The sequence below is a fragment of the Sandaracinus amylolyticus genome, from assembly GCF_000737325.1.
Taxonomy (GTDB): domain Bacteria; phylum Myxococcota_A; class Polyangia; order Polyangiales; family Sandaracinaceae; genus Sandaracinus; species Sandaracinus amylolyticus.
Genome location: NZ_CP011125.1, coordinates 8,389,754 through 8,408,709 on the forward strand (window position 1 = coordinate 8,389,754; position 18,956 = coordinate 8,408,709).

Annotated in this window: 15 protein-coding genes; 9 read left to right on the forward strand and 6 right to left on the reverse strand. The window is 73.9% G+C overall.

Annotation, left to right across the window (positions count from 1 at the left end; genetic code table 11):
* Nucleotides 1–4 precede the first annotated feature (4 nt).
* Nucleotides 5–427: a hypothetical protein gene (locus DB32_RS35420; RefSeq protein ID WP_053237080.1), complete on the reverse strand. Its 423-nt coding sequence runs from the start codon at nucleotides 425–427 to the stop codon at nucleotides 5–7.
* 70 nt (nucleotides 428–497) lie between these two features.
* On the opposite strand from DB32_RS35420, the gene DB32_RS35425 reads away from it, so the two are divergent.
* Nucleotides 498–1,028 carry a hypothetical protein gene (locus DB32_RS35425; protein WP_053237081.1) on the forward strand — a complete coding sequence of 177 codons (531 nt, stop codon included), beginning with the start codon at nucleotides 498–500 and terminating at the stop codon, nucleotides 1,026–1,028.
* Here the strand turns inward: DB32_RS35425 and DB32_RS35430 are convergent.
* The gene (locus DB32_RS35430) at nucleotides 1,013–1,936 is read right to left on the reverse strand and encodes a LysR family transcriptional regulator (protein ID WP_053237082.1); all 924 of its coding nucleotides are present in this window, start codon (nucleotides 1,934–1,936) and stop codon (nucleotides 1,013–1,015) included. The two genes, DB32_RS35425 and DB32_RS35430, sit on opposite strands and share 16 nt — an antisense overlap.
* Before the next feature lie 87 nt (nucleotides 1,937–2,023).
* On the opposite strand from DB32_RS35430, the gene DB32_RS35435 reads away from it, so the two are divergent.
* Genes DB32_RS35435 through msrB form a run of 3 tightly spaced genes read left to right on the forward strand, consistent with a single transcriptional unit; the run spans nucleotide 2,024 to nucleotide 3,757 of the window.
* Complete coding sequence (locus DB32_RS35435; protein WP_075097704.1) at nucleotides 2,024–2,443, forward strand: DoxX family protein; 420 nt, start codon at nucleotides 2,024–2,026, stop codon at nucleotides 2,441–2,443.
* A complete protein-coding gene (locus DB32_RS35440; RefSeq protein ID WP_075098104.1) occupies nucleotides 2,440–3,285 on the forward strand; it encodes a pirin family protein in 846 nt (281 codons plus the stop codon). Before DB32_RS35435 ends, DB32_RS35440 begins: the two co-directional genes overlap by 4 nt.
* Nucleotides 3,286–3,310: 25 nt before the next feature.
* Nucleotides 3,311–3,757: a peptide-methionine (R)-S-oxide reductase MsrB gene (gene msrB, locus DB32_RS35445; protein WP_053237084.1), complete on the forward strand. Its 447-nt coding sequence runs from the start codon at nucleotides 3,311–3,313 to the stop codon at nucleotides 3,755–3,757.
* Nucleotides 3,758–3,824: 67 nt separating this feature from the next.
* On the opposite strand, the gene DB32_RS35450 is transcribed toward msrB, so the two are convergent.
* Entirely contained in the window at nucleotides 3,825–6,023 is a 2,199-nt protein-coding gene (locus DB32_RS35450; protein WP_053237085.1) for a vWA domain-containing protein, read from the reverse strand.
* Between the two features lie 141 nt (nucleotides 6,024–6,164).
* Here DB32_RS35450 and DB32_RS48755 point away from each other — a divergent pair, with 141 nt between their 5' ends.
* From DB32_RS48755 to DB32_RS35470, 4 genes are read left to right on the forward strand one after another with little or no spacing between them, the layout of a single operon-like run.
* Nucleotides 6,165–7,298, forward strand: a complete 1,134-nt coding sequence (locus DB32_RS48755) for an SPFH domain-containing protein (RefSeq protein ID WP_053237086.1) — start codon at nucleotides 6,165–6,167, stop codon at nucleotides 7,296–7,298.
* A gap of 15 nt (nucleotides 7,299–7,313) precedes the next feature.
* Complete coding sequence (locus tag DB32_RS35460; RefSeq protein ID WP_053237087.1) at nucleotides 7,314–7,658, forward strand: hypothetical protein; 345 nt, start codon at nucleotides 7,314–7,316, stop codon at nucleotides 7,656–7,658.
* A gap of 15 nt (nucleotides 7,659–7,673) precedes the next feature.
* On the forward strand, nucleotides 7,674–10,058 hold the full coding sequence (locus tag DB32_RS35465; RefSeq protein WP_053237088.1) for an AAA family ATPase: 2,385 nt from the start codon (nucleotides 7,674–7,676) through the stop codon (nucleotides 10,056–10,058).
* On the forward strand, nucleotides 10,055–12,277 hold the full coding sequence (locus DB32_RS35470; RefSeq protein WP_053237089.1) for a vWA domain-containing protein: 2,223 nt from the start codon (nucleotides 10,055–10,057) through the stop codon (nucleotides 12,275–12,277). Before DB32_RS35465 ends, DB32_RS35470 begins: the two co-directional genes overlap by 4 nt.
* A 3-nt stretch (nucleotides 12,278–12,280) precedes the next feature.
* On the opposite strand, the gene DB32_RS35475 is transcribed toward DB32_RS35470, so the two are convergent.
* Nucleotides 12,281–12,835: a response regulator transcription factor gene (locus DB32_RS35475; RefSeq protein WP_053237090.1), complete on the reverse strand. Its 555-nt coding sequence runs from the start codon at nucleotides 12,833–12,835 to the stop codon at nucleotides 12,281–12,283.
* Nucleotides 12,832–14,061: an ATP-binding protein gene (locus DB32_RS35480; protein WP_083458199.1), complete on the reverse strand. Its 1,230-nt coding sequence runs from the start codon at nucleotides 14,059–14,061 to the stop codon at nucleotides 12,832–12,834. The genes DB32_RS35475 and DB32_RS35480 overlap by 4 nt, the downstream gene beginning before the upstream one ends.
* A 144-nt stretch (nucleotides 14,062–14,205) precedes the next feature.
* On the opposite strand from DB32_RS35480, the gene DB32_RS35485 reads away from it, so the two are divergent.
* On the forward strand, nucleotides 14,206–14,556 hold the full coding sequence (locus tag DB32_RS35485; RefSeq protein WP_053237092.1) for a hypothetical protein: 351 nt from the start codon (nucleotides 14,206–14,208) through the stop codon (nucleotides 14,554–14,556).
* A 16-nt stretch (nucleotides 14,557–14,572) separates the two neighbouring features.
* On the opposite strand, the gene DB32_RS35490 is transcribed toward DB32_RS35485, so the two are convergent.
* Nucleotides 14,573–18,919, reverse strand: coding sequence for an ATP-binding protein (locus tag DB32_RS35490; RefSeq protein WP_053237093.1), 4,347 nt, complete (start codon nucleotides 18,917–18,919; stop codon nucleotides 14,573–14,575).
* Between the last annotated feature and the right edge of the window lie 37 nt (nucleotides 18,920–18,956).

Consider the following 18,956-nt stretch of genomic DNA (forward strand, 5'->3'; position numbering starts at 1 on the left):
GCAGCTAGCGACGGCGGACGGTGAAGCGGCCCGGGATCGCGCTCGGGCCCTCCCACCGTCCGGCGAACGAGCGGAAGTCGGCGCTCGCCGTCGCGTGATAGACGCCCGGCACGAGGTGCTCGCTAGCGATCGACTCGGTCTGCAGCTCGATCGCGCGCGACGCGCAGTCGATGGTGCCGCGCACGCGCTCGGTCCCGGTGTGGCCGTTCGAGCCGTGCCACTCGATCGTCGCGCGCACGGTCGCGCCTTCCTGCTGCACGTGCATCGGGAAGGTCCAGCGCGTCCCCGCGTCGTCGACCGCGTCGCCGATCCACTCGCCGGTCAGGTCGCAGCTCGTGGCGCCGCGCGGCGGAAGCGCCGACGCGCTCGACGCGAGCATCACCGCGATGGTCACGATCCCGAACGCTCCGAGCGCGCGTGCGTGCATCGACGCGATGATACCTATGGTCGGAGCGGATCGTTCCCGACACACCGTCCGATCGCGTACCCTGGATCGCGTGAGCGTCCACGACTCCGCGCCCGCCGGCCTCCCGCTTCCCAGCGATCTGCCCCCGGCCGCGCCGGTGACGCCGCCTGCGCGCCCGGGCGTGTTCTCGATCAAGAACCCGACGCCTGCCGAGCAGATCAAGCCGACCGCCGACGTGAAGCCGGTCGTCGACGATCGCCTCGCGTCGATCGAGCGGCTCGTCGGGCGCAACCAGTGGGCCGACGTGTGCGAGCTGCTCGCGCCCGAGCCGGGCTCGGCGGAGCGACTGCCGCCCGCGCTCGCGTTGGTCTACGCGGTCGCGCTGAAGGAGAGCTCGCCCGACGTGCGCGACGCGGATCGCCGCGCGATCGGCGCGGTCGCGGACCTGCTCGGGATCACGCGCGAGAGCCCGCTCGCGCTCGTGCTCGGCAAGCGGCTCACGCGGCGGCGCAACTGGGCGGAGGCACCGGCGCCGAGCAAGACGGTGTCGACGGTGGTGGTCCTCGGTGGTCTCGCGATCGGCGCGATCATCGGCTGGGTCGTGACCTACTGGGTGTTCTGAGCGAGCCGTCGCTCGACCCAGCCGGGCGCCCACGCGGTCACCGCCTCGATGAATGCGCGCACCTGCGGCGGCACGAGCGTCCGCTCCGGGTACACGAGCGCGAGCCGGCTCTCGCCGCGGAGCACGCCGGGCAGCACGCGCACCAGCGCGCCGCGCGCGAGGTCGTCGGCGACGAGCGTCGTCGGCAGCATGGCGATGCCGAGATCGCGGATCGCCGCGGCGCGGAGCAGCCGGATCTCGTTGGAGAAGAACGCACCGTCGACGTGCATCACGCCGCCGCTCGCGGGCCACTGCGACTGCGGCACGTCTCCGCGCTCGAAGCCCATCAGGCAGCGGTGCCGCCGGAGATCGCGCCTCGCGCGCGGGGTCCCGTGTCGCGCGAGGTAACGCGGTGACGCGACCGCGATCACCGGCATGCGCGCGAGCGTTCGCGAGACGAGCCCCGGCTCGGAGATCGATCCGGCGCGCAGCGCGACGTCGTAGCCGTCGCGGCGCAGATCGACGTGCACGCTCGCGAAGTGGACCTGCGGCCGCACGTCGGGATGCGCTGCGGCGAAGCCGGCGAGCATCGCGAAGAAGTCCTCGTCGATCATCGGCGGGACCGACACGCGGAGGCTGCCCGAGAGCGTCGCGCGATCGCTGCGCACGCTCGACTCGGCCTCGCCGAGCACGTCGAGCACGCGCCGCGCGTGCTGGTAGAAGCGCTCGCCGGGCTCGGTGAGCGCGAGGCTGCGCGTGGTGCGCCGCACGAGCCGTACGCCGAGCCGCTCCTCGAGCCGCGCGAGGCGCCGTCCGATCGTGGCGCGGGGAACGCCCAGCTCCGCGGCCGCGCGCGTCATCGAGCGCGCGTCGATCACGCGCACGAACGTGAGCAGCTCGGCGGTCTCGGGCGGCTCCGTTTGGATCATTTTCGAGCAGATGATGCCATTCGATCGACCGTAGCGACAGATGACGCGGACCCCCACGTTGAGCGCGTTCCGAAGAGGAGGCTCGACATGAACGCGCTACGTCCGATCGCCTACTGGATCTCCACCGCGCTGCTCGCGCTCGCGCTCGGCGCGGGCGGTGTGCTCGACCTGACGCGCGCGCCCGAGGTGATGACCGGCCTCGAGCGGCTCGGCTATCCCGCGTACCTCGCGACGCTGCTCGGCGCGTGGAAGCTCGCCGGCGTCGCCGCGCTCCTCGCGCCGGGGCTCGGCCGGCTGAAGGAGTGGGCGTACGCAGGGATCGCGTTCGACCTCACCGGCGCCGCGTTCTCGCACGTCGCGAGCGGAGACGCGCCCGGGGCGGTCGCGCCGATCGCGCTCTTCGTGATCGCGGCGGCGTCGTGGGCGCTCCGGCCCGCGTCGCGCCTGGCGCGCCCGCTTCCGTGGTCGACGGGGCGCGTCCCCGCGCTCGAGAGGAGGATGGCGTGAGCAGGCTGCTCCCGAGCATCGACACGCCCGCTCCCTCGGTCGGCTTCCTCGGAGCCGGGCACACCGCGGTCGCGGTGCTCTCGCCGCACGATCTCGCGGCGAGCGATCCCTTCGTGCTGATCACCGACGATCGCATCGACCTCGCGCCCGGTGCGCCGATCGGCGAGGCGCACCCGCACGCCGGGCTCGAGACGTTCACGCTCGTGCTCGAGGGCTCGGTGCTCGATCACGACGAGGGCGCGCTCGACGCGGGCGACGCGGCGTGGATGACCGCGGGCCGCGGCGTCGTGCACGGCGAGCACCTCGAGTCGCGCGGGCCGACGCGCATCCTGCAGGTCTGGATCGCGCTGCCGGCGCATGCGCGGGGCACGAAGCCGTCGTTCCGCGTGATCCGCGGCGCGCCGGTGCGACGCGAGCGCGGCGCGGAGGTGCGCGTCTACGGTGGCCGGAGCGGCGACGTGGTCGCACCGAGGGCCAACGTGGTGCCGATCACCGCGCTCGAGGTGCGGCTCGACCCGGACGCGTCGTTCGAACAAGCGCTGCCCGACGCGTACGGCGGGCTCGTCTACGTCGTCGACGGCTCGCTCGATCACGCCGCGACCGGGCAGGTCGCATGGCTGGATCGCGAGACCGAGTCCTCGGTCGTCCTGCGCGCCGGACCGCGCGGCGCGCGCGTCGTTCTCCTCGCGGGAGAGCGGCTCGACGAGCCGATCGTGCAGCACGGGCCCTTCGTCGCGGGATCGCGCGCCGAGATCGCGGAGATGTTCCTGCGCTACCGCGCGGGGCGCTTCGCGACGGTCCGCGAGCTCGCGACGGCGCCCGGCGTTCTCTTGTCGCGATGACTCCGTCGCACTAGATGCGGTCCTCATGCTCACCTGGAACGACGTCGTCTCCCTCGCCGACAAGGGCAATCTGCCGCCGCCGCGCACCGTGCGGAAGACCGAGGCGGAGTGGCGCGCACTCCTCACGCCCGAGGAGTTCCACGTCACGCGGCAGCACGGGACCGAGCGCGCGTTCAGCTCGGAGATGTGCTCGCTCTTCGAGCCGGGGCGCTACGAGTGCAAGTGCTGCGGGACGTTGCTGTTCGACGCGTCGACGAAGTTCGAGTCGGGCACCGGATGGCCTTCGTTCACGCAGCCCGTCGCGCAGGACGTGATCGCGTACCACGTCGATCGCGGCTACGGGATGGTGCGCGTCGAGACGCTCTGCAACGTCTGCGAGGCGCACCTCGGGCACGTGTTCCCCGACGGACCGCAGCCGAGCGGGCTGCGCTACTGCATGAACGCGGTCGCGCTGAAGAAGCTCTCCGAGTGAGAGAGCTCGCGATCGGCTCGCGGGCGGAGGGCCCTTCCCTCCGCCCGCGAGCACTCCAACCGAGCACTCACTCCGGCGTCGCGACGCGATCGACCTCGTCGGCGACGTCGGAGCGCAGCTCGAGCACGGGCGGCGGGAGCGTCGGTGCCGTGTAGAGCGGCCACGTCACGATCACGCGGCCATCGAACCCGGGCACGTCGAGCCCGTCGAGCGCGCCTTCGAGACAGGTGCGCAGCGCCTCCTCGATCGCACCGCCGACCTGCACCGCGACGATCTCGCGATCCGCGAGCTCGACGCGCAGCTCGGCGCGCTCCTGGTACGACGCGCGCCCCGCGCGATCGGCGCGGAAGCACGCACGGGCGGGCGGGATCACCCGACGTCGCAGCGACGCGAGCAGCACGCGCGCGGGGACGCCGCTGCGATGCTCGCGCCGCGGACGATCGAGCGCGCTCGTGGCGGGCGGGGGATCACAACGCCGGGTGTGCGCGAGCGCGATCGTCTCGCCGCGCGCGACCACGCCGCTGTTGGACGCGTAGGGCCCGCGCGCGCGGCACGAGCCCGCGTCGCCGCGCGCGACGTCGCTGGCGTCGATCGCGGCCAGCGCGGTGGCGCCGCGATCCGCGAGCGCGGTGAGCGCCGGGCCGATCTCCGCGCCGGCCGCGGACGCGCGCGTCGTGGTGCCGTCCACGGTGATCGACGCCGACGTGGTCGCGCCCGAGAGCGGGCCTTCCCACACGAGCTCTTCGCCCTCGCGCAGCACACCGAGCGCGTGGCGGGTGTCGCCGATGCGCACGCTCACCGCGCGCATCGCGACCGGCGCGAGCGCCGACGTCAGCCGCGCGACGAGCGGCTCGCTCCCTCTGCCCGCGGTCGCGCCCTGGGCCTCGGCGCCGGCGTCGATGACCACACCGTTCGCGCCCTCGATCGCGCTGCGCAGCGCGGTGGTGCTCGCGCGATCCGCGACGTCGACCGACGCGAGGATCACGCCCTCGCGCGCTGCCGAGGCGAACGCGCCGGCGCCCGTGGCGCTCGCGGTGAGCCCGCCGTCGCCCACGATCACCACGCGCGTGCCGCGACGCGCCCACGGGCCCACGAGCGCCCACAGCGCCTCGAACCGCGTCGCCGAGCCCAGCTCACGCTCCACCGCGAGATCGAGCGCGCCCGAGTCGACCGCGGTGGGCGCCACCCACGACGCACCGACCTCTTCGGCGCGCGCCGCGAACGCGACCACGCGCACCCGCGCGCCGCTCGGGAGCATCGAGAGCAGCGTGCGCACCGTCGGCGCGATCCGTCCGCGCGCCGACGCGACGGTCGACGGCGACGCGTCGATCGCGACGATCACGTCACCGCCCGCGATGCTCGGACGTCCCGCGACGACGCGCAGCCGCGCGCATCGTCCCGCGGCGCACGGCACGCTCGACGCGGTCGCGCGCACGCCCGCGGTGAGCGGCAGCGTCGCGCCGAGCGCGATCGGGACGCTCGAAGGGCGCGTCTCCTCGCGCGTCTCGATCGGCACTCCGTCGATCGAGGGCGCGACGAGATCGATCGCGCGCACCGTCCATCGCGTGTCCACCACGCGCGCGTCGTTGCCGCGCGCCGGTACCAGGAAGCGCACGCGCCCGCCGCGCACGATCGTCCGGACCGCCCAGGCGACGCGCACCTCGAGCCCGGCGCGCCGCACCGGCGCGGCGCGCACCACGATCGCGTCGCCGCGCTCGTCGCGCGCGTTCGTCGCATGCGCAATCGGCGCCGCGCTCGATCCGCTCGCACGCGCCGCGTCGTCGTACGCGCCGAGCGGGCCCGTCGTGCGATCCGCGATCCCCGTGCGGCACGCGCCCGCTGCGCACACTTCGAGCGCGACGAGCACCGCGCCTTCGGGCACCGCGAGCCGATACCGCGCCTCCGCGGGCACGCGCGCCGAGCTCGTCAGCGTGATCCGCTCGTGCACGATCGCGACGCCCTCGCGCAGCTCGATCTCGGCGCGATGCTCGGTCTCGCGCACACCCGGGATCGCGGTGAGCACGTCGCCGCTCACCGGCGGGATGCGCTCCTCCACGATCTCCTCGGGCTCGGGGAGGCGCATCGTGCGCATCTCGGCGTCGCCCGCGGACGTGCCGATCGGATCGCTCTCCTCGGCGGTGAACGGATCGGCGTCGACCATGCGCCGGAACTCGTCGAGCTCCGGCGTGCCCGCGTCCTGCGCGCTCGCGCCGCTCGCGACGAGGCCGGACGCCACGATCGAGATCACGAGCGCGACGATTCGCATCGCTCCATCGACAGCGTGCTTCGGACGCGGTTCCCGAAGCTTTCGCAGGGAACGCATGGCGGTTATCCTGCGTTGTCTCGATCGCGCCGCATCGTCAGCGGCCTCATACGCGTCGATACGGGAGGGCCCAGGATGGGAATCATGGACTTCGTTCGTGGTGGTGTGCGCGAGATGATGATCGCGCGCCCCGACTCCGCGAAGGATCTGATCGTCTACAAGCATCCCGAGCGCACGATCCCGAAGTACTCCCAGCTCACGATCGACGCCGACGAGGCGGCGGTGTTCTTCCGCGACGGCTCGCTGGTCGGCGTGCTGCGCACCGCGGGGGTCGGACAGCGCCACCAGCTCGACACCGGCAACATCCCGTTCCTCTCGAACCTGGTCGACTCGTTCACCGGCGGGAACATCTTCGTCACCGATCTCTACTTCGTGAGCATGCGGCCCAACCGCAACACGAAGTTCGGCGGGCCCTTCCCTCCGATGAAGGATCCCGAGCTCGAGATCACGGTGAGCCCGCGCATCTTCGGCACCTTCATCTGGCGCGTGGTCGAGCCCGACAAGTTCATCGTCAACTACGTCGGCATGGGCGGCACGCCCAGCAACGACCGAGTGGAGTCGTTCATCCAGACGAAGTTCATGAACTCGGTCAAGAAGACCGTGCCGAACTTCGTGATCCGCCAGAAGATCGAGATCCAGGCGCTGCCCGCGTACCACGACGAGCTCGGCCAGTCGTTCCTCCAGAAGTGCGACGATCTGAGCGAGATCGGCGCACAGTTCCTCGGGCTCGGCGACTTCACGATCAACTTCAGCGACGACGAGCTGAAGCGCATCCAGGGCGCGCAGGATCGTTACGCCGACATCAAGGCGAAGAAGCGCGCGAAGGACGAGCTCACCGGCGGCAACTTCATGCAGTACGCGGCGGGCGAGGCGATGCTCGGCGCCGGTCAGGGCATGGCGAAGGGCGGCGAGGGCACGGGCACGGTGGGCGCCGGCGCGGGGCTCGGGATGGGCTTCGCGATGGCGAACATGTACGGCCAGCAGATGGGCCAGCCCGGAGGGCAGCCGCAGCAGCAGCCGCCTCCGCAGGCGTCGCCCGCGCCGCAGGGTGGAACGGTGACGTGCCCGGGGTGCAGCGCGAAGGTGCCGCCGGGGAAGTTCTGCGCGGAGTGCGGCACGTCGCTCGCGCCGCCGCAGCCGAAGCCCTGCGCGGCGTGTCAGACGATGCTCGCGCCGGGGACGAAGTTCTGCCCGAATTGCGGAACTCGAGCGACCTGACAGGGTTCTCCCTCGATGTCTCGTGAAGCAGCACTCCGGCTCGGCGCGGTCGCGCTCGTCGCCGGCGTGCTGCACGTCGGGCTCGGCGGGTATGCGTGCAGCGATCTCGAGCTCCGCAAAGGCGAGGGCGAGCCGTGCGTGCGCGCGAGCGAGTGCGAGGTCGGCCTCGAGTGCATCGGCGGCGTGTGCCGCGCGGCCGATGCGGGACCTCCGCGCGATGCGGGCTCGCGCGACGCGAGCGCGATCGACGCGGACGTGAGCGACGCGGACGTGAGCGACGCCGACGTGAGCGATGCAGCCAGCGACGATGCGGAGAGCGACGATGCGGAGAGCGTGGATGCGAGCGACGACGCCAGCTGAGCCGCGCTGATCGCGATGTTGCGCTCCGACTCCCGCCGCGCCGCCGCGCTCGAGCACTTCGCACGCTTCTTCGCCGAGCTCGAGGATCGTTTCGTCGAGCGCCGCGATCCGCTGCGGCAGATCGCGCTCGCGCTGCTCTCGCGACAGCACGTGCTGATGACGGGCCCGCCCGGCACCGGCAAGAGCCAGCTCGCGGGCGCGGTGGTCGCGCGCATCGTCGACGAAGCGACCGGCGAGCCGAGCCTCTTCGCGCGGCAGATCACCGAGAGCACGGTGCACACCGAGCTGATCGGCGCGGTGGACTTCCGCACGCTGATGGACTCGGGGCGCACGGTGCACTTCACCGACGAGGGCCTGCTCGGCTCGGTGCACGCGTTCCTCGACGAGGTGCTCGACGGGCGCGACATGCTGCTCCGCTCGACGCTGAACCTGCTGGAGGAGCGCGAGCTGAAGCAGGGCGCGCGCATCACGCGCGGCGCGATCGAGTGCGCGGTGATGACGACGAACCGGTACCTCACCGAGGTGCTCGAGGAGAACCGACGCACGCTCCTCGCGTTCGTCGATCGCGTCGCGTTCGTGAGCTTCGTCCCGCGCACGTTCGCCGATCCCGCGAACCTGCGACGGCTCGTCGCGGGCTCGGTGGGCGAGCGCGTCGCGCCGAGCGCGCGCCTGACGATCCAGGACATCGACGCGCTCCAGGCGATGGCCTCCGAGGTGCGGGTGCCATCGAGCCTCGCCGAGCGCGTGGCGGATCTGGTGGTCGCGTTCGAGCGGCGCACGGGCGAGCTCGAGCGCGCCGATCCGAGCTTCGTCGCGACGCGCTACGTCTCGGCGCGCACCGCGGTGCGGCTCGCGCAGCTGCTGCGGACGATCTGCGTGCTCGACAAGGCGCTGCACCGGCGCGATCGGCCGCTCGTCGCGGAGCTCTCGGACCTCGCGACGCTGCGGCTCGCGCTGGTGGTCGCGGGGCCGGATCCCGCGGTGCTCGACGCGCTGCTCGCGCAGGAGCACGAGCCTCGCGAGCGAAGGCAGCTCGCGATCATGAAGGCCGAGCACGATCTCTGGGACGAGTGCCTGCGCGAGATCGTGTCGCGCCCGCTGCCCGAGGAGGCGACCGAGACGCTAGAGCCCTCCCTCGAGCTCGCGCCGATGACGCCGCGCGAGAGCGTGCCGCCGCCCGCCGTCGAGACGAAGGAGCCCGAGCGCGTCGAGCCGATCGCGCTCGAGGCGGACGATCTCCACGCGCTCCGCAGCGTGCTCGAGCGATCGCGCGCGCTCGAGCGCGACGATCCGGGAGCGCGGGAGATCGCGCGCGAGATGCGGACGCGCGCGCTCGGGGCGCTCACCGAGCACGTGGCGTTCGGCGGGTTCGTCGATGCGACGAGCGCCGCCGACGATCCCGAGGACGTCGCCGCCGAGATCGCGCGGTATCGCGATGCCGCGGAGCTGCGCGAGGCGCTGCTCGCGGAGGGCGCGACGATCACGAGCCCCGACGTGCACGCGGCGCGATGGGAGCGAGCGTTCGCGACGCTGGTTGATCGCGCGCGTCTCGCGCTCGACGCACACGCGGCGCAGCGGGTGACCGGCATCGACGCGCGAGGCGCGCGCGGGCTCTCGGCGACGCTCGATGCGCTCGCGCCGCTCGCGCGCGCGTTCGACCGACTGGAGCGCGATCTCGCCGCGCTCGCGCCGGGCGCGCCGCCCGAGCCGCTGCGCGCGACCGTCCTCGGCCCGCGGCTCTCGCCGCTCGTCGAGCGCTGCTACGCGACCGACCTCGCGCTGCCGAGCCGCGATGCGATGCGCGACGTCGTGCGCGGCGTGCTGGGGCATCTCGCGCGGCTCGGGGTGCACGACGCGGTGCCGGCGGGGGCGCACCTCACGTGGGTCGCGGGCGCGCTGTTGGCGCGCGAAGCCGCGCCGGGCGCGGTGGACGCGACGTTCGACCTGCCGGGCTATCGCGCGCTGCGCGGCGCGGAGGATCGCGCGCTGCTATGCCTCGTGCTCGGCGAGATCGCACTGCTGCTGCACGAGCCGGATCGCCCGCGCGGCGCGACCGCGCGGGCCGAGGAGGCGCTCGGCGCGCTGCCCGCGGAGACGCGCGCGCAGCTCGCGTCGATCGACGTCGCGCGCATCGAGCGCGTCGTCGCGTACCTGGAGGCGTGGCACGCGCACGCGGGGGCGGACGCGACGCTCGTGCAGATCGCGCACGACGAAGCATCGCTGCGCCGGATCTCGCTGGAGGCCGAGCTCGTCGCGATGCTGCTGCCCGAGCGCGCCGACGACGCGCGCGCCCTCGCGTCGCGGTTGCATGCGCTCGACACCGCGCTGCGCAAGGCGCTGCACGACGCGCGCGCCGCGACGACCGATGCGCGCTGGGCCGCGATCGTGCGTGCGCCGTGAGCGCGCCCGACGCGCTGCACCTGCGCATCGAGCGGCTCCTGCGCCGGCCCGAGGAGGTGCGCGCGCGCGTTCCGTGGTGGTCGCGGCTGCGCGCGCGCTTCTTCGGTGTGGACGAGACGTTCCGCACCGTCGCGCTCGAGGACGCCGCCGCGCGCGCGCTCACCCGGGACACGTGGCCGGGCCATGCGAGCGCGCTGATCGCCGAGCTCGAGGAGAACGTCGCGCTCGCCGAGCATCGCGTCGCGGCCGGCGAGCCCGTGGCGAGCGAGGACCTGATGTGGCTCGCGTCGCTGCATCGGTGGATCGTGCGCGTCGAGGAGGCGCTCGATCGTCCTCACGCGCTCGATCGCCTCGTGCGTGGGCTCGGCCGGCGGCCGCTCGATGTACGGCCCGGGCCCCGGCCGCCGCGGACGCGCGCGATCGACGCGCTGCTCGACGAAGCCGCACACGAGACCGCGCGGCTCGGACGTCGCCAGCGCCTGCTCGAGGCCGCGCGCCGCGCGCTGCTCGACGGCGGCGGCGCGGATGGCACGGCCAAGCGCATCGTCGCGCACGAGCTCGCGCAGGTGCGCCGCATGATCGCGAGCGGCGCGCGCGCCGACATCGATCTCGCGCATCAGATCGAGAGCGCGATCGCGCGGCGCGCGCCGGTCGCGACGACGCTCGCCGCCGCCGCGAGCTACCTCGGCGGCCACCACGACGCGCATGCGCACGTCCACGATCGCCTCGCGCGCCCGCTCCACGACGCACCGGCGAGCGACGTCCCCGACGCGATCCCACCCGCGCTCGCCGCACGCATCGAGCGCGCCTACGACGACGCGCGCGCACGGCTCGAGCGCGATCTCGAGCTCGCATCCCCTGCGCGCGCGCTCGCGCTCCGCCGGCGCCGCTCGTTCGTCGCGCCTGGCGCGCACCTGGCCGCGATGCGCGCGATGCTCGCGGCCGATGCGCGCCTCGAGATCGGCGGTGCGCTCTCGCAGGCGCGCTTCCTCGCCGAAGATCCCCGCGACGAGGAGGTCGCGTTCCCCGCCGAGCGCATGCGGCTCGCGCACGCGCGCAGCGTCGAGGATCTGCGCGATGCCGTGATCGACGATCCGCGGCGCGTGGTGCACCAGCTCGCGTCGGGCGAGCTCCTCGTGCGCCGTCATCTGCGTCCCCGTCGCACCGATCGCGCCCGCAGCGGCGCGAACGCGGAGGTGCGGCTCTTCCTGCTCGACGGGTCGACCTCGATGCACGGCGCGCGTGCCCGCATGCGCGACGCCGTGATCCTCGCCGAGCTCGCCGCGCTGATGGAGCGCCTCGAGGGCGGTGGCCGCGTGCAGCAGCTCCTCTACTATCGGTTCTTCCACACCGAGAGCGAGCCCACCCGCCGGGTGCGTACCCTCGACGAGGCACGGCGCGCGATCGACGACGTCGTCGGCGTCGAGCGCTCGGGCGGCACCGACATCGAGCGCGCGATCGTCGACGCGCTGCGCGAGATCGAGTGGGCGCGGCGCCACGACGTCGCGCTCACGCGCGCGCAGATCGTCCTGGTGAGCGACGGCGAGGCGACGCTCGACGCGAGCGCGATCGTCTCGTTGCGCGAGCGGCTCGGTGTGCCGACGCGCATCGCGATCGTCGCGCTCGGTGGCGAGGGTCCTTCGCTGCGCGCGCTCGCGGACGCGCAGCGCCGCGACGGCGGCGCGCGCGTCTTCTACCACCACGTGTCGGACGTGGAGCTCGAGGCGTGGGAGCGCGGCGACGGTGCGCCGAGCCCCTCGTACGCCGCGCAGGAGCCGCCCTGGGACGAGATCTCCGCGCTGCTGCCGTCGTCGGGCGTTCCCGACGAGGATCCGCGCCCGCTCGAGGATGCGCTCGCCGAGCTGGGCATCTCCGACGACGCGAGCGCCGCGCGCCTCGACGCGACGCGCCGCGATCTCCGCGCGCTCGAGGCTCGCTTCGATCGCTGGCTCCCTGCGCTCCCGAGCGGCCCCGACACGCTCGCCGGCGCGGACGACGACGACGACCTCTCGCGCACGCTCGACGCGATCGCGGTGCTCGAGACGCTCGACACACCCGGCGTGCCGCGCATCGAGCGCATGGCGGACGCGATCGCGGTGCTCGTGCGCGTGCTGCACGCGCTCGCGATCACGCCCGCGCGCTACGCCGAGCTGATCGCGCGCCACCCCGCGCGCTTCGCCGCGCCGATCGCCGCGCTGCGACGTCGTCACGGGCGCTGAGCGTCAGCGCGACACCGGGTACTTCGAGAGCTTGCGCTGCAGCGAGCGACGATGGAGCCCGAGCAGGCGCGCCGCCTGCGACACGTTGCCGCCGCAGTCCGTGAGCACGCGCTGGATGTGCTCCCACTCCGCGCGCGCGAGCGAGGGCACGGTCGCGGGCGGCGAGAGCTCCGGCGAGAGCGGCAGCTCGTCGCGGTGGAACGCGGCGAGGATCTCGTCGACGTCCGCGGGCTTCTGCAGGTAGTGCACGGCGCCGAGCCGCACCGCCTCGAGCGCGGTCGCGATGCTGCCGTAGCCGGTGAGCACCACCACGCGCGTGTGCGGGTCGATGTCGAGCAACGTGCGGATCAGCGCGAGCCCCGACGGACCGGGCATCCGCAGATCGACGAGCGCGAGCTCGGGGCTCTCGGCGTTCGCGAGCGTCGCGGCTTCGTCGGCGTCGCGCGCGGTGCGCACCGCGAGGCCACGCTGCGCGAGCGCGCGCGCCAGCCGCTCGCGGAACACGTCGTCGTCGTCGACGACGAGGATCGACGGTGCGTGCTCGCGTGCGTTCGTCATGCGCTCGCCCTCGGGATCGTCGCCTCGACCACGGTGCCGCGCCCGACCTGCGACTCGAAGCGGAGCGTTCCGTCGAGCTGCTCCACGACCGCGCGCGCGAGGAACACGCCGAGCCCCATGCCCGCGCCCGGCGGCTTGGTCGTGAAGAACGGCTCGCCCACGCGCGCGAGCGTCTCGTCGCTTATGCCGCTGCCGCGATCCTCGACGCGCGCGGTCAACGTCCCGTCGCGCACCGCGAGCGCGAGGTCGACCGGCGCCTCGCTCGCGTCGAGCGCGTTGCGCACCAGGCTCGCGAGCGCGTGGGTCATCGCGCGCGGCGGGACCGACACCTCGCCCGCGTCGACGTGCATCCGCACCCGCGTCGCGCGCGCGCCGATCGCATTCGTGATCGACTCGCCCAGCGCGTCGAGCGTCCGCCGCTCGCGCAGCTCGCCGGTCATCGCGCCCGCCTCGAGCGAGAGCCGATCGAGCACCGCGCGGCTGCGCTCGACCTCGCGGTGCACCAGCTGCGCATCGTCGAGCAGCGCCGCGAGCTCGGGCCGTGCCTCGAGCTCGCGCACCAGCTCGCGCGCGGCGATCTTGATCGTCGCGAGCGGCGTCGCGAGCTCGTGCGCAGCGCCTGCCGCGAGCGTCGTCGTCGCCGCCAGCTTCGCGGCGCGCGCCGCGCGCTCGCGCTCCACCTCGAGCGCCCGCCGCACCCGCGTCACGAACACCGCGATCGCCGTCGCCGCGATCGCGAACGCGAGCCACATGCCCTGCAGGTGCACGTCGAACGCGTCGCGCTGCGTGTGCGACGCGTGCCCGTGCGCGCCGTGCCCGCCGAGCTCGGGCGGCAGCGGGAGGTGCCACACGAAGAGCGCGCCGTACCCCGCGAGCGCAGCCGCGACGACCACCCACGTCCACCGCGCGCTCGCCGCGACCGCCGCGAGCGTGACGTACACGAGGAAGAGCACGCCGAACGGGTTCGAGGGCCCGCCCGAGAGCGCGAGCATCACCGAGAGCAGCAGCGTGTCGAGCAGCAGCACCGGCCCGACGAGCCGCTCTCCGCTGCGCCACACGATCGCGAGCACCGCGTTCGACGCCGCCGCCGCCCCGACCACGCCGAGCAGCGCGCCCCACGGCAGATCCGCGGTTCCGCGCGCGAACGCGACGCCGAGCAGCGCGAGCTGACCTGCGACCGCGGCCCAGCGCAGCGCCACGATCCAACGGTGCGTCTCTCCGTTCACGCGAGGCACGTACCCTAAGCGCTGCGCCGATCCGGGCCGTGCGGCAAATGGTCGCAGCAGCTCACATGTCGCCGCGTCGCTCGTGACCGGCATGTCACGCGACGGATGGCCGGTGGTTGCGCTCGCAGCGCACGGTCGCGCCGCATGAGAGCCCAATCGACCTCGACCTTCCTCGCGTCCCCCGTCGAGACCCGCGTCGCGCGCGCCGAGCGCATCGCCGCCGAGGCCACGCGGATCCTCCGCCATGCGATCGCGACCGCCGAGCCGGGCGCGATCGCGACGCTCCTCGGTGAGATCGACGACTTCTTCGCGATCCTGGAGGCGACGGAGTCGCTCGTGCGGAGCGCGCGCGCCGCGGACCGCGGCACGTCGAGCGCGAAGGAGCTCGCGCTCGACGCCGAGCTCCTCGCGATCGCGGCGCGCCGTGATGCGCGCATCCGCGCCGCGCAGCTGCGCGGATCGTCGCCGCCGCCGCGCTGGCTCGGCGACGCGTGAGCGCGCGCCTCGACGGCTAACGCGCGCCGCGCAGCCGCGCGATCGCGGCGACGAGCTCGGCGGGCTCGACCGGCTTGCTGAGGTGCAGCTGGAACCCGGCCTCGAGCGCGCGCCGCCGATCTCCCTCGCTCGCGAACGCGGTGAGCGCGAGCGCCGGCACGCGACGCGCGCGATCGTCGTCGCGCTCGCGCAGCGTCCGGATCAGCTCGTAGCCGTCGGTGCCCGGCATGCCGATGTCGCTCACGAGCACGTCGGGCCGCGCCGCGTCGAACGCCGCGAGCGCGTCGTCCGCCGACGACGTCGCGGTGACGGGCATCCCGCAGTGCTCGAGGATCGCGCGCAGCACGTCGCGCGTGTCGGGCTCGTCCTCCACGAGGAGCACGCGGATGCCCGCGAGCTCCGGCAGCCGCGTGAGCTCCGACGTCTCGAGCTCCACCCGCGGTCGCTCCGTGGCCACGACGCCCGCCGGCATCGATCGCAGCGGCACGATCGGGATGCGCACCACGAAGCGCGCGCCTCGCGCTTCGCCCTCGCTCTCCGCGTGCACCGAGCCGCCGTGCAGCTCGACGAGGTGCTTCACCACCGAGAGCCCGAGCCCGAGCCCGCCGTGCTTGCGCGTGCTCGACGCGTCGGCCTGCCGGAACCGCTCGAACACGTGCGGCAGGAACTCGTGCGGGATGCCCTGCCCCGAGTCCTGCACCGCGATCTCGACGTGCGCGGCGCCGCCGTCGATCACCACGCGCCGCATCGTGACCACGACGTGCCCGCCGCGCGGCGTGAACTTCACCGCGTTCGTCAGCAGGTTCCACACGATCTGCTGGAGGCGCGTCGCGTCGCCCATCGTGCGGCACGCGCCGCCGAGCGTGACGTCCAGCGCGATGCCCTTGCTCTCCGCCGCGGGCCGCACGATCTCGACCGCGGCCTGGACGACCTGCGCGATGTCGAGCGGCGCCGCGTCGAGGCGCAGCTTGCCCGTCGAGATCCGCGCGACGTCGAGCACGTCCTCGATGAGCGCGGTCTGGATCCGCACGTTGCGCTCGATCGTCTCGAGCGCGTGCGCTCGCTTGCTCTCGGGCAACGCGCCGCTGCGCAGCATCCGCGCCCATCCGAGCATCGCGTTGAGCGGGGTCCGCAGCTCGTGGGACATCGTCGCGAGGAACTCGTCCTTGAGCCGGTTCGCGTCCTCGGCGCGCCGTCGCTCGCCCTGCGCGAGCTCGTAGAGGCGCGCGTTCTCGAGCGCGATCGACGCGACGCCCGCGAGCTGCACGAGCACCGCCTCGTCCTCGCCGGTGAACTCTCCCGCGGATCGATGCGTGAGCTGCAGGAGCCCAAGGTTGCGCCCGTCGGAGCCCACCAGCGGCGCCGCGAGCCACCCGCGCATGCGCGGCGCGCGCTCCGCGTCGCGGAACGACGGATGCGCCACCAGCTCCGCGTGCGAGAGGCGCACCGGCCGATTCGTGTCGCGCACCAGCGCGTCGAGCTCGTCGACCGACGAGTCGTCCGTCCCCGCCGCGAGCGCGTGCTCCTCGGACCGCGACACCGCGCGCGTCGGCGGCCCACCGTCGAGATCGCTCGCGACGATCGCGATCGCCTGGTGCGAGGGCACCAGCGCGCGCGCTCGCTCGGCGGTGATGCGCAGCAGCGCCTCGATCGTGCCCGAGCCCACGATGTCGAGCGCTGCTTCGGCGAGCCCGCGCAAGCGCGCGGAGTGCTCGCGCTCGCGCTCGAGCAGCCGCGCGCGCTCGTCCTCGATCGCGCGCCGCGCCGTCACGTCCTCGGCGATCAGCGCGATGGCGTCGGGCCGCGGGCGCACCAGCGTGACCCGCACCCAGCCCGCGAACGACGGGCTCTCGTAGTGGAGCTCCCGCTGCCAGGTCACGCCGGTCTCGGCGACGCTCAGATAGCCCTGCCAGCGCTCGCTGGTCGGCAGCGTCGGCACCGTCTCGCGCAGGCTGATCGGCGGATCGTGACGTCCCGAAGGCAGCCCGTTGAGGCGCGCCGCCGCGCCGTTCTGGTAGAGGAGCTCGAAGTCGAGGATCGCGCCCGACGGGTCGCGCACCGGCGCGAAGTACGAGAACCCGAGCGGCGAGATCTCCTGCGACACGCGGAAGAGCTCCTCGCTCTCCGCGAGCTCCTGCGCGAGCGCGCGCCGCGTGCGACCGAGCTGGACGTGCGCGCGCACGCGCGCGACGAGCTCGCGCCCCGAGAACGGCTTCACCACGTAGTCGTCGGCGCCCGCGCCCATTCCGTCGACGCGCGACTCCTCGCCCGCGCGCGCCGAGAGCAGGACGACCGGGAGCGCTGCGAGCGTCGGATCGGCGCGCACCGCGCGCACCAGTCCGAGCCCGTCGACGCCCGGCATCATCACGTCGCTCACGAGCACGTCGGGCACCGCGACGCGCATCGCCTCGAGCGCGCGCGCGCCGTCCTCGACGCACTGCACGTCGAACGACGGCGAGAGCAGGCGCGTGAGGTACGCGCGCATGTCCGCGTTGTCGTCGGCGATCAGCACGCGGGCCTTGGTGCCCGGCGCGGGCGTCGCGACGCGCTCCGGCTCGGGCTCGGGCAGCCAGCGCTCCGCCTCTTCCACGAAGGGCCGCGCGCCGATGCGCGTGCTCTGCAGCGCGTGCGGAGACGAGACGCGATCCGCCGGCAGGTGCGCGTGCCCGGCGCGCAGCGTGACCGTGAAGGTCGTGCCGCGCCCGAGCGTGCTCTCGACGCCGATGGTCCCGCCGTGGAGGTGCACGAGCTCGTGCACCAGCGCGAGGCCGATCCCGGTGCCCTCGTGGGTGCGCGAGCGCGTGCCCTCGACCCGATGGAAGCGCTGGAAGAGCTGCGGCACCTCGTGCGGCGGGATGCCGCCGCCGGTGTCGGAGACCTCGAGCACGATGCGCTCGCCGCGCTCGCGCATCCGCACCGTGATGCGCCCGTCGAACGTGAACTTGAACGCGTTCGAGAGCAGGTTGAGGACGACCTTCTCCCAGAGGTCCGCGTCGACCCACACCGGCTGCGAGAGCGGCGGACAGTCGACCTCGAGCGCGAGCCCGCCGCGCTCGATCGGACCGCGGAACGCGCTCGCGAGATCGGTCGTGACCTGCGCGAGATCGAGCGGCTCGAACGACGCGCGCGCGCGCCCTGCCTCGATGCGCGCGAAGTCGAGCAGCGAGTTCACGAGCCGCAGCAGGCGGAGCGCATTGCGATGCACGCTCGCGAGCGAGTCGCCCTCGAGCCGGCCCGGCGGCGCGCGCATCGCGTCCTCGAGCGGCGCGAGGATCAGCGTGAGCGGCGTGCGCAGCTCGTGGCTCGCGTTGCTGAAGAACGTCGTCTTGAGGCGATCGAGCTCCGCGAGCTCCTCGGCGCGGCGGCGCGCCGCCTCCGCCGCGCGCGCGTGATCGAGCGCCGTCGCGACCTGATCCGCGAGCAACGAGAAGAACCCGCGGTAGCGATCGTCGAGCGCGATCCGCGGCGAGCACCCCGCCACCACGAAGCCCTGCGGGCCCGCGCCGCCCGGCGTCGCGAGCGGGAGCACCACCACGCAGGTCGCCGGCTCGGGCCACGGCCCACCCGGCAGCGGACCGAGCCCGTTCAGCGCCTCGCCGTGGACCACCACGAGCCCCTCGCGCGCCGCGCGCGCGAGCGGCCACGGCGTGCTCTCGCCCTCGAGCGCGATCTCCTCGGCGCACGCGATCGAGTCGATCCCGACCTGCGCCGCGAGCCGCGCGCTGCGCCCGTCGGGCGCGCTCAGATAGAAGAGCGCGAACGGCACGTCGGCCGACGCCGGCACGAGCGCCCGCGCGGTGCGCTCGCACGCGTCGATCGGCGACGTCGCGGTGCCCACGACCTTCGCGAGCGTCCGCAGCGTCCCGAGCCGCCGCTCGCCGAGCACCTTCGCGGTCGTCTCCTGGACCGCGGTGAACACGCCGCCGATGCCGCCGCTCTCGTCGCGGATCGGGCTGTACGAGAACGTGAAGTACGTCTCCTCGACGAACCCGTGTCGGTTCATCGGGAGCATCTCGTCCTCGGCCCACGTGCCCTCGCCGCGCTCGACGACGGTGGCGAGCATCGGCCCGATGATGTGCCAGATCTCCGGCCAGACCTCGCGCCCCGGCCGCCCCAACGCGCGCGGGTGCTTGTCGCCGAGGATCTCGGCGTACGCGTCGTTGTAGAGCTTCACGAGCTCCGGTCCCCACCACACCAGGATGGGGAAGCGCGAGCTCAGGCACGTGCTCACGCTGGTGCGGAGGCTCTGCGGCCAGCGCTCGACCGGCCCGAGCGGCGTGCGCGACCAGTCGACCGCGCGCATGCGCGCACCCATCTCACCGCCGCCGGCGAGGCACTCTTCGGTGCGTGCTCCGTCCGCCAAGTGGTCGAGCCTCGAACGCCGCCCACCTAGCCCCTCC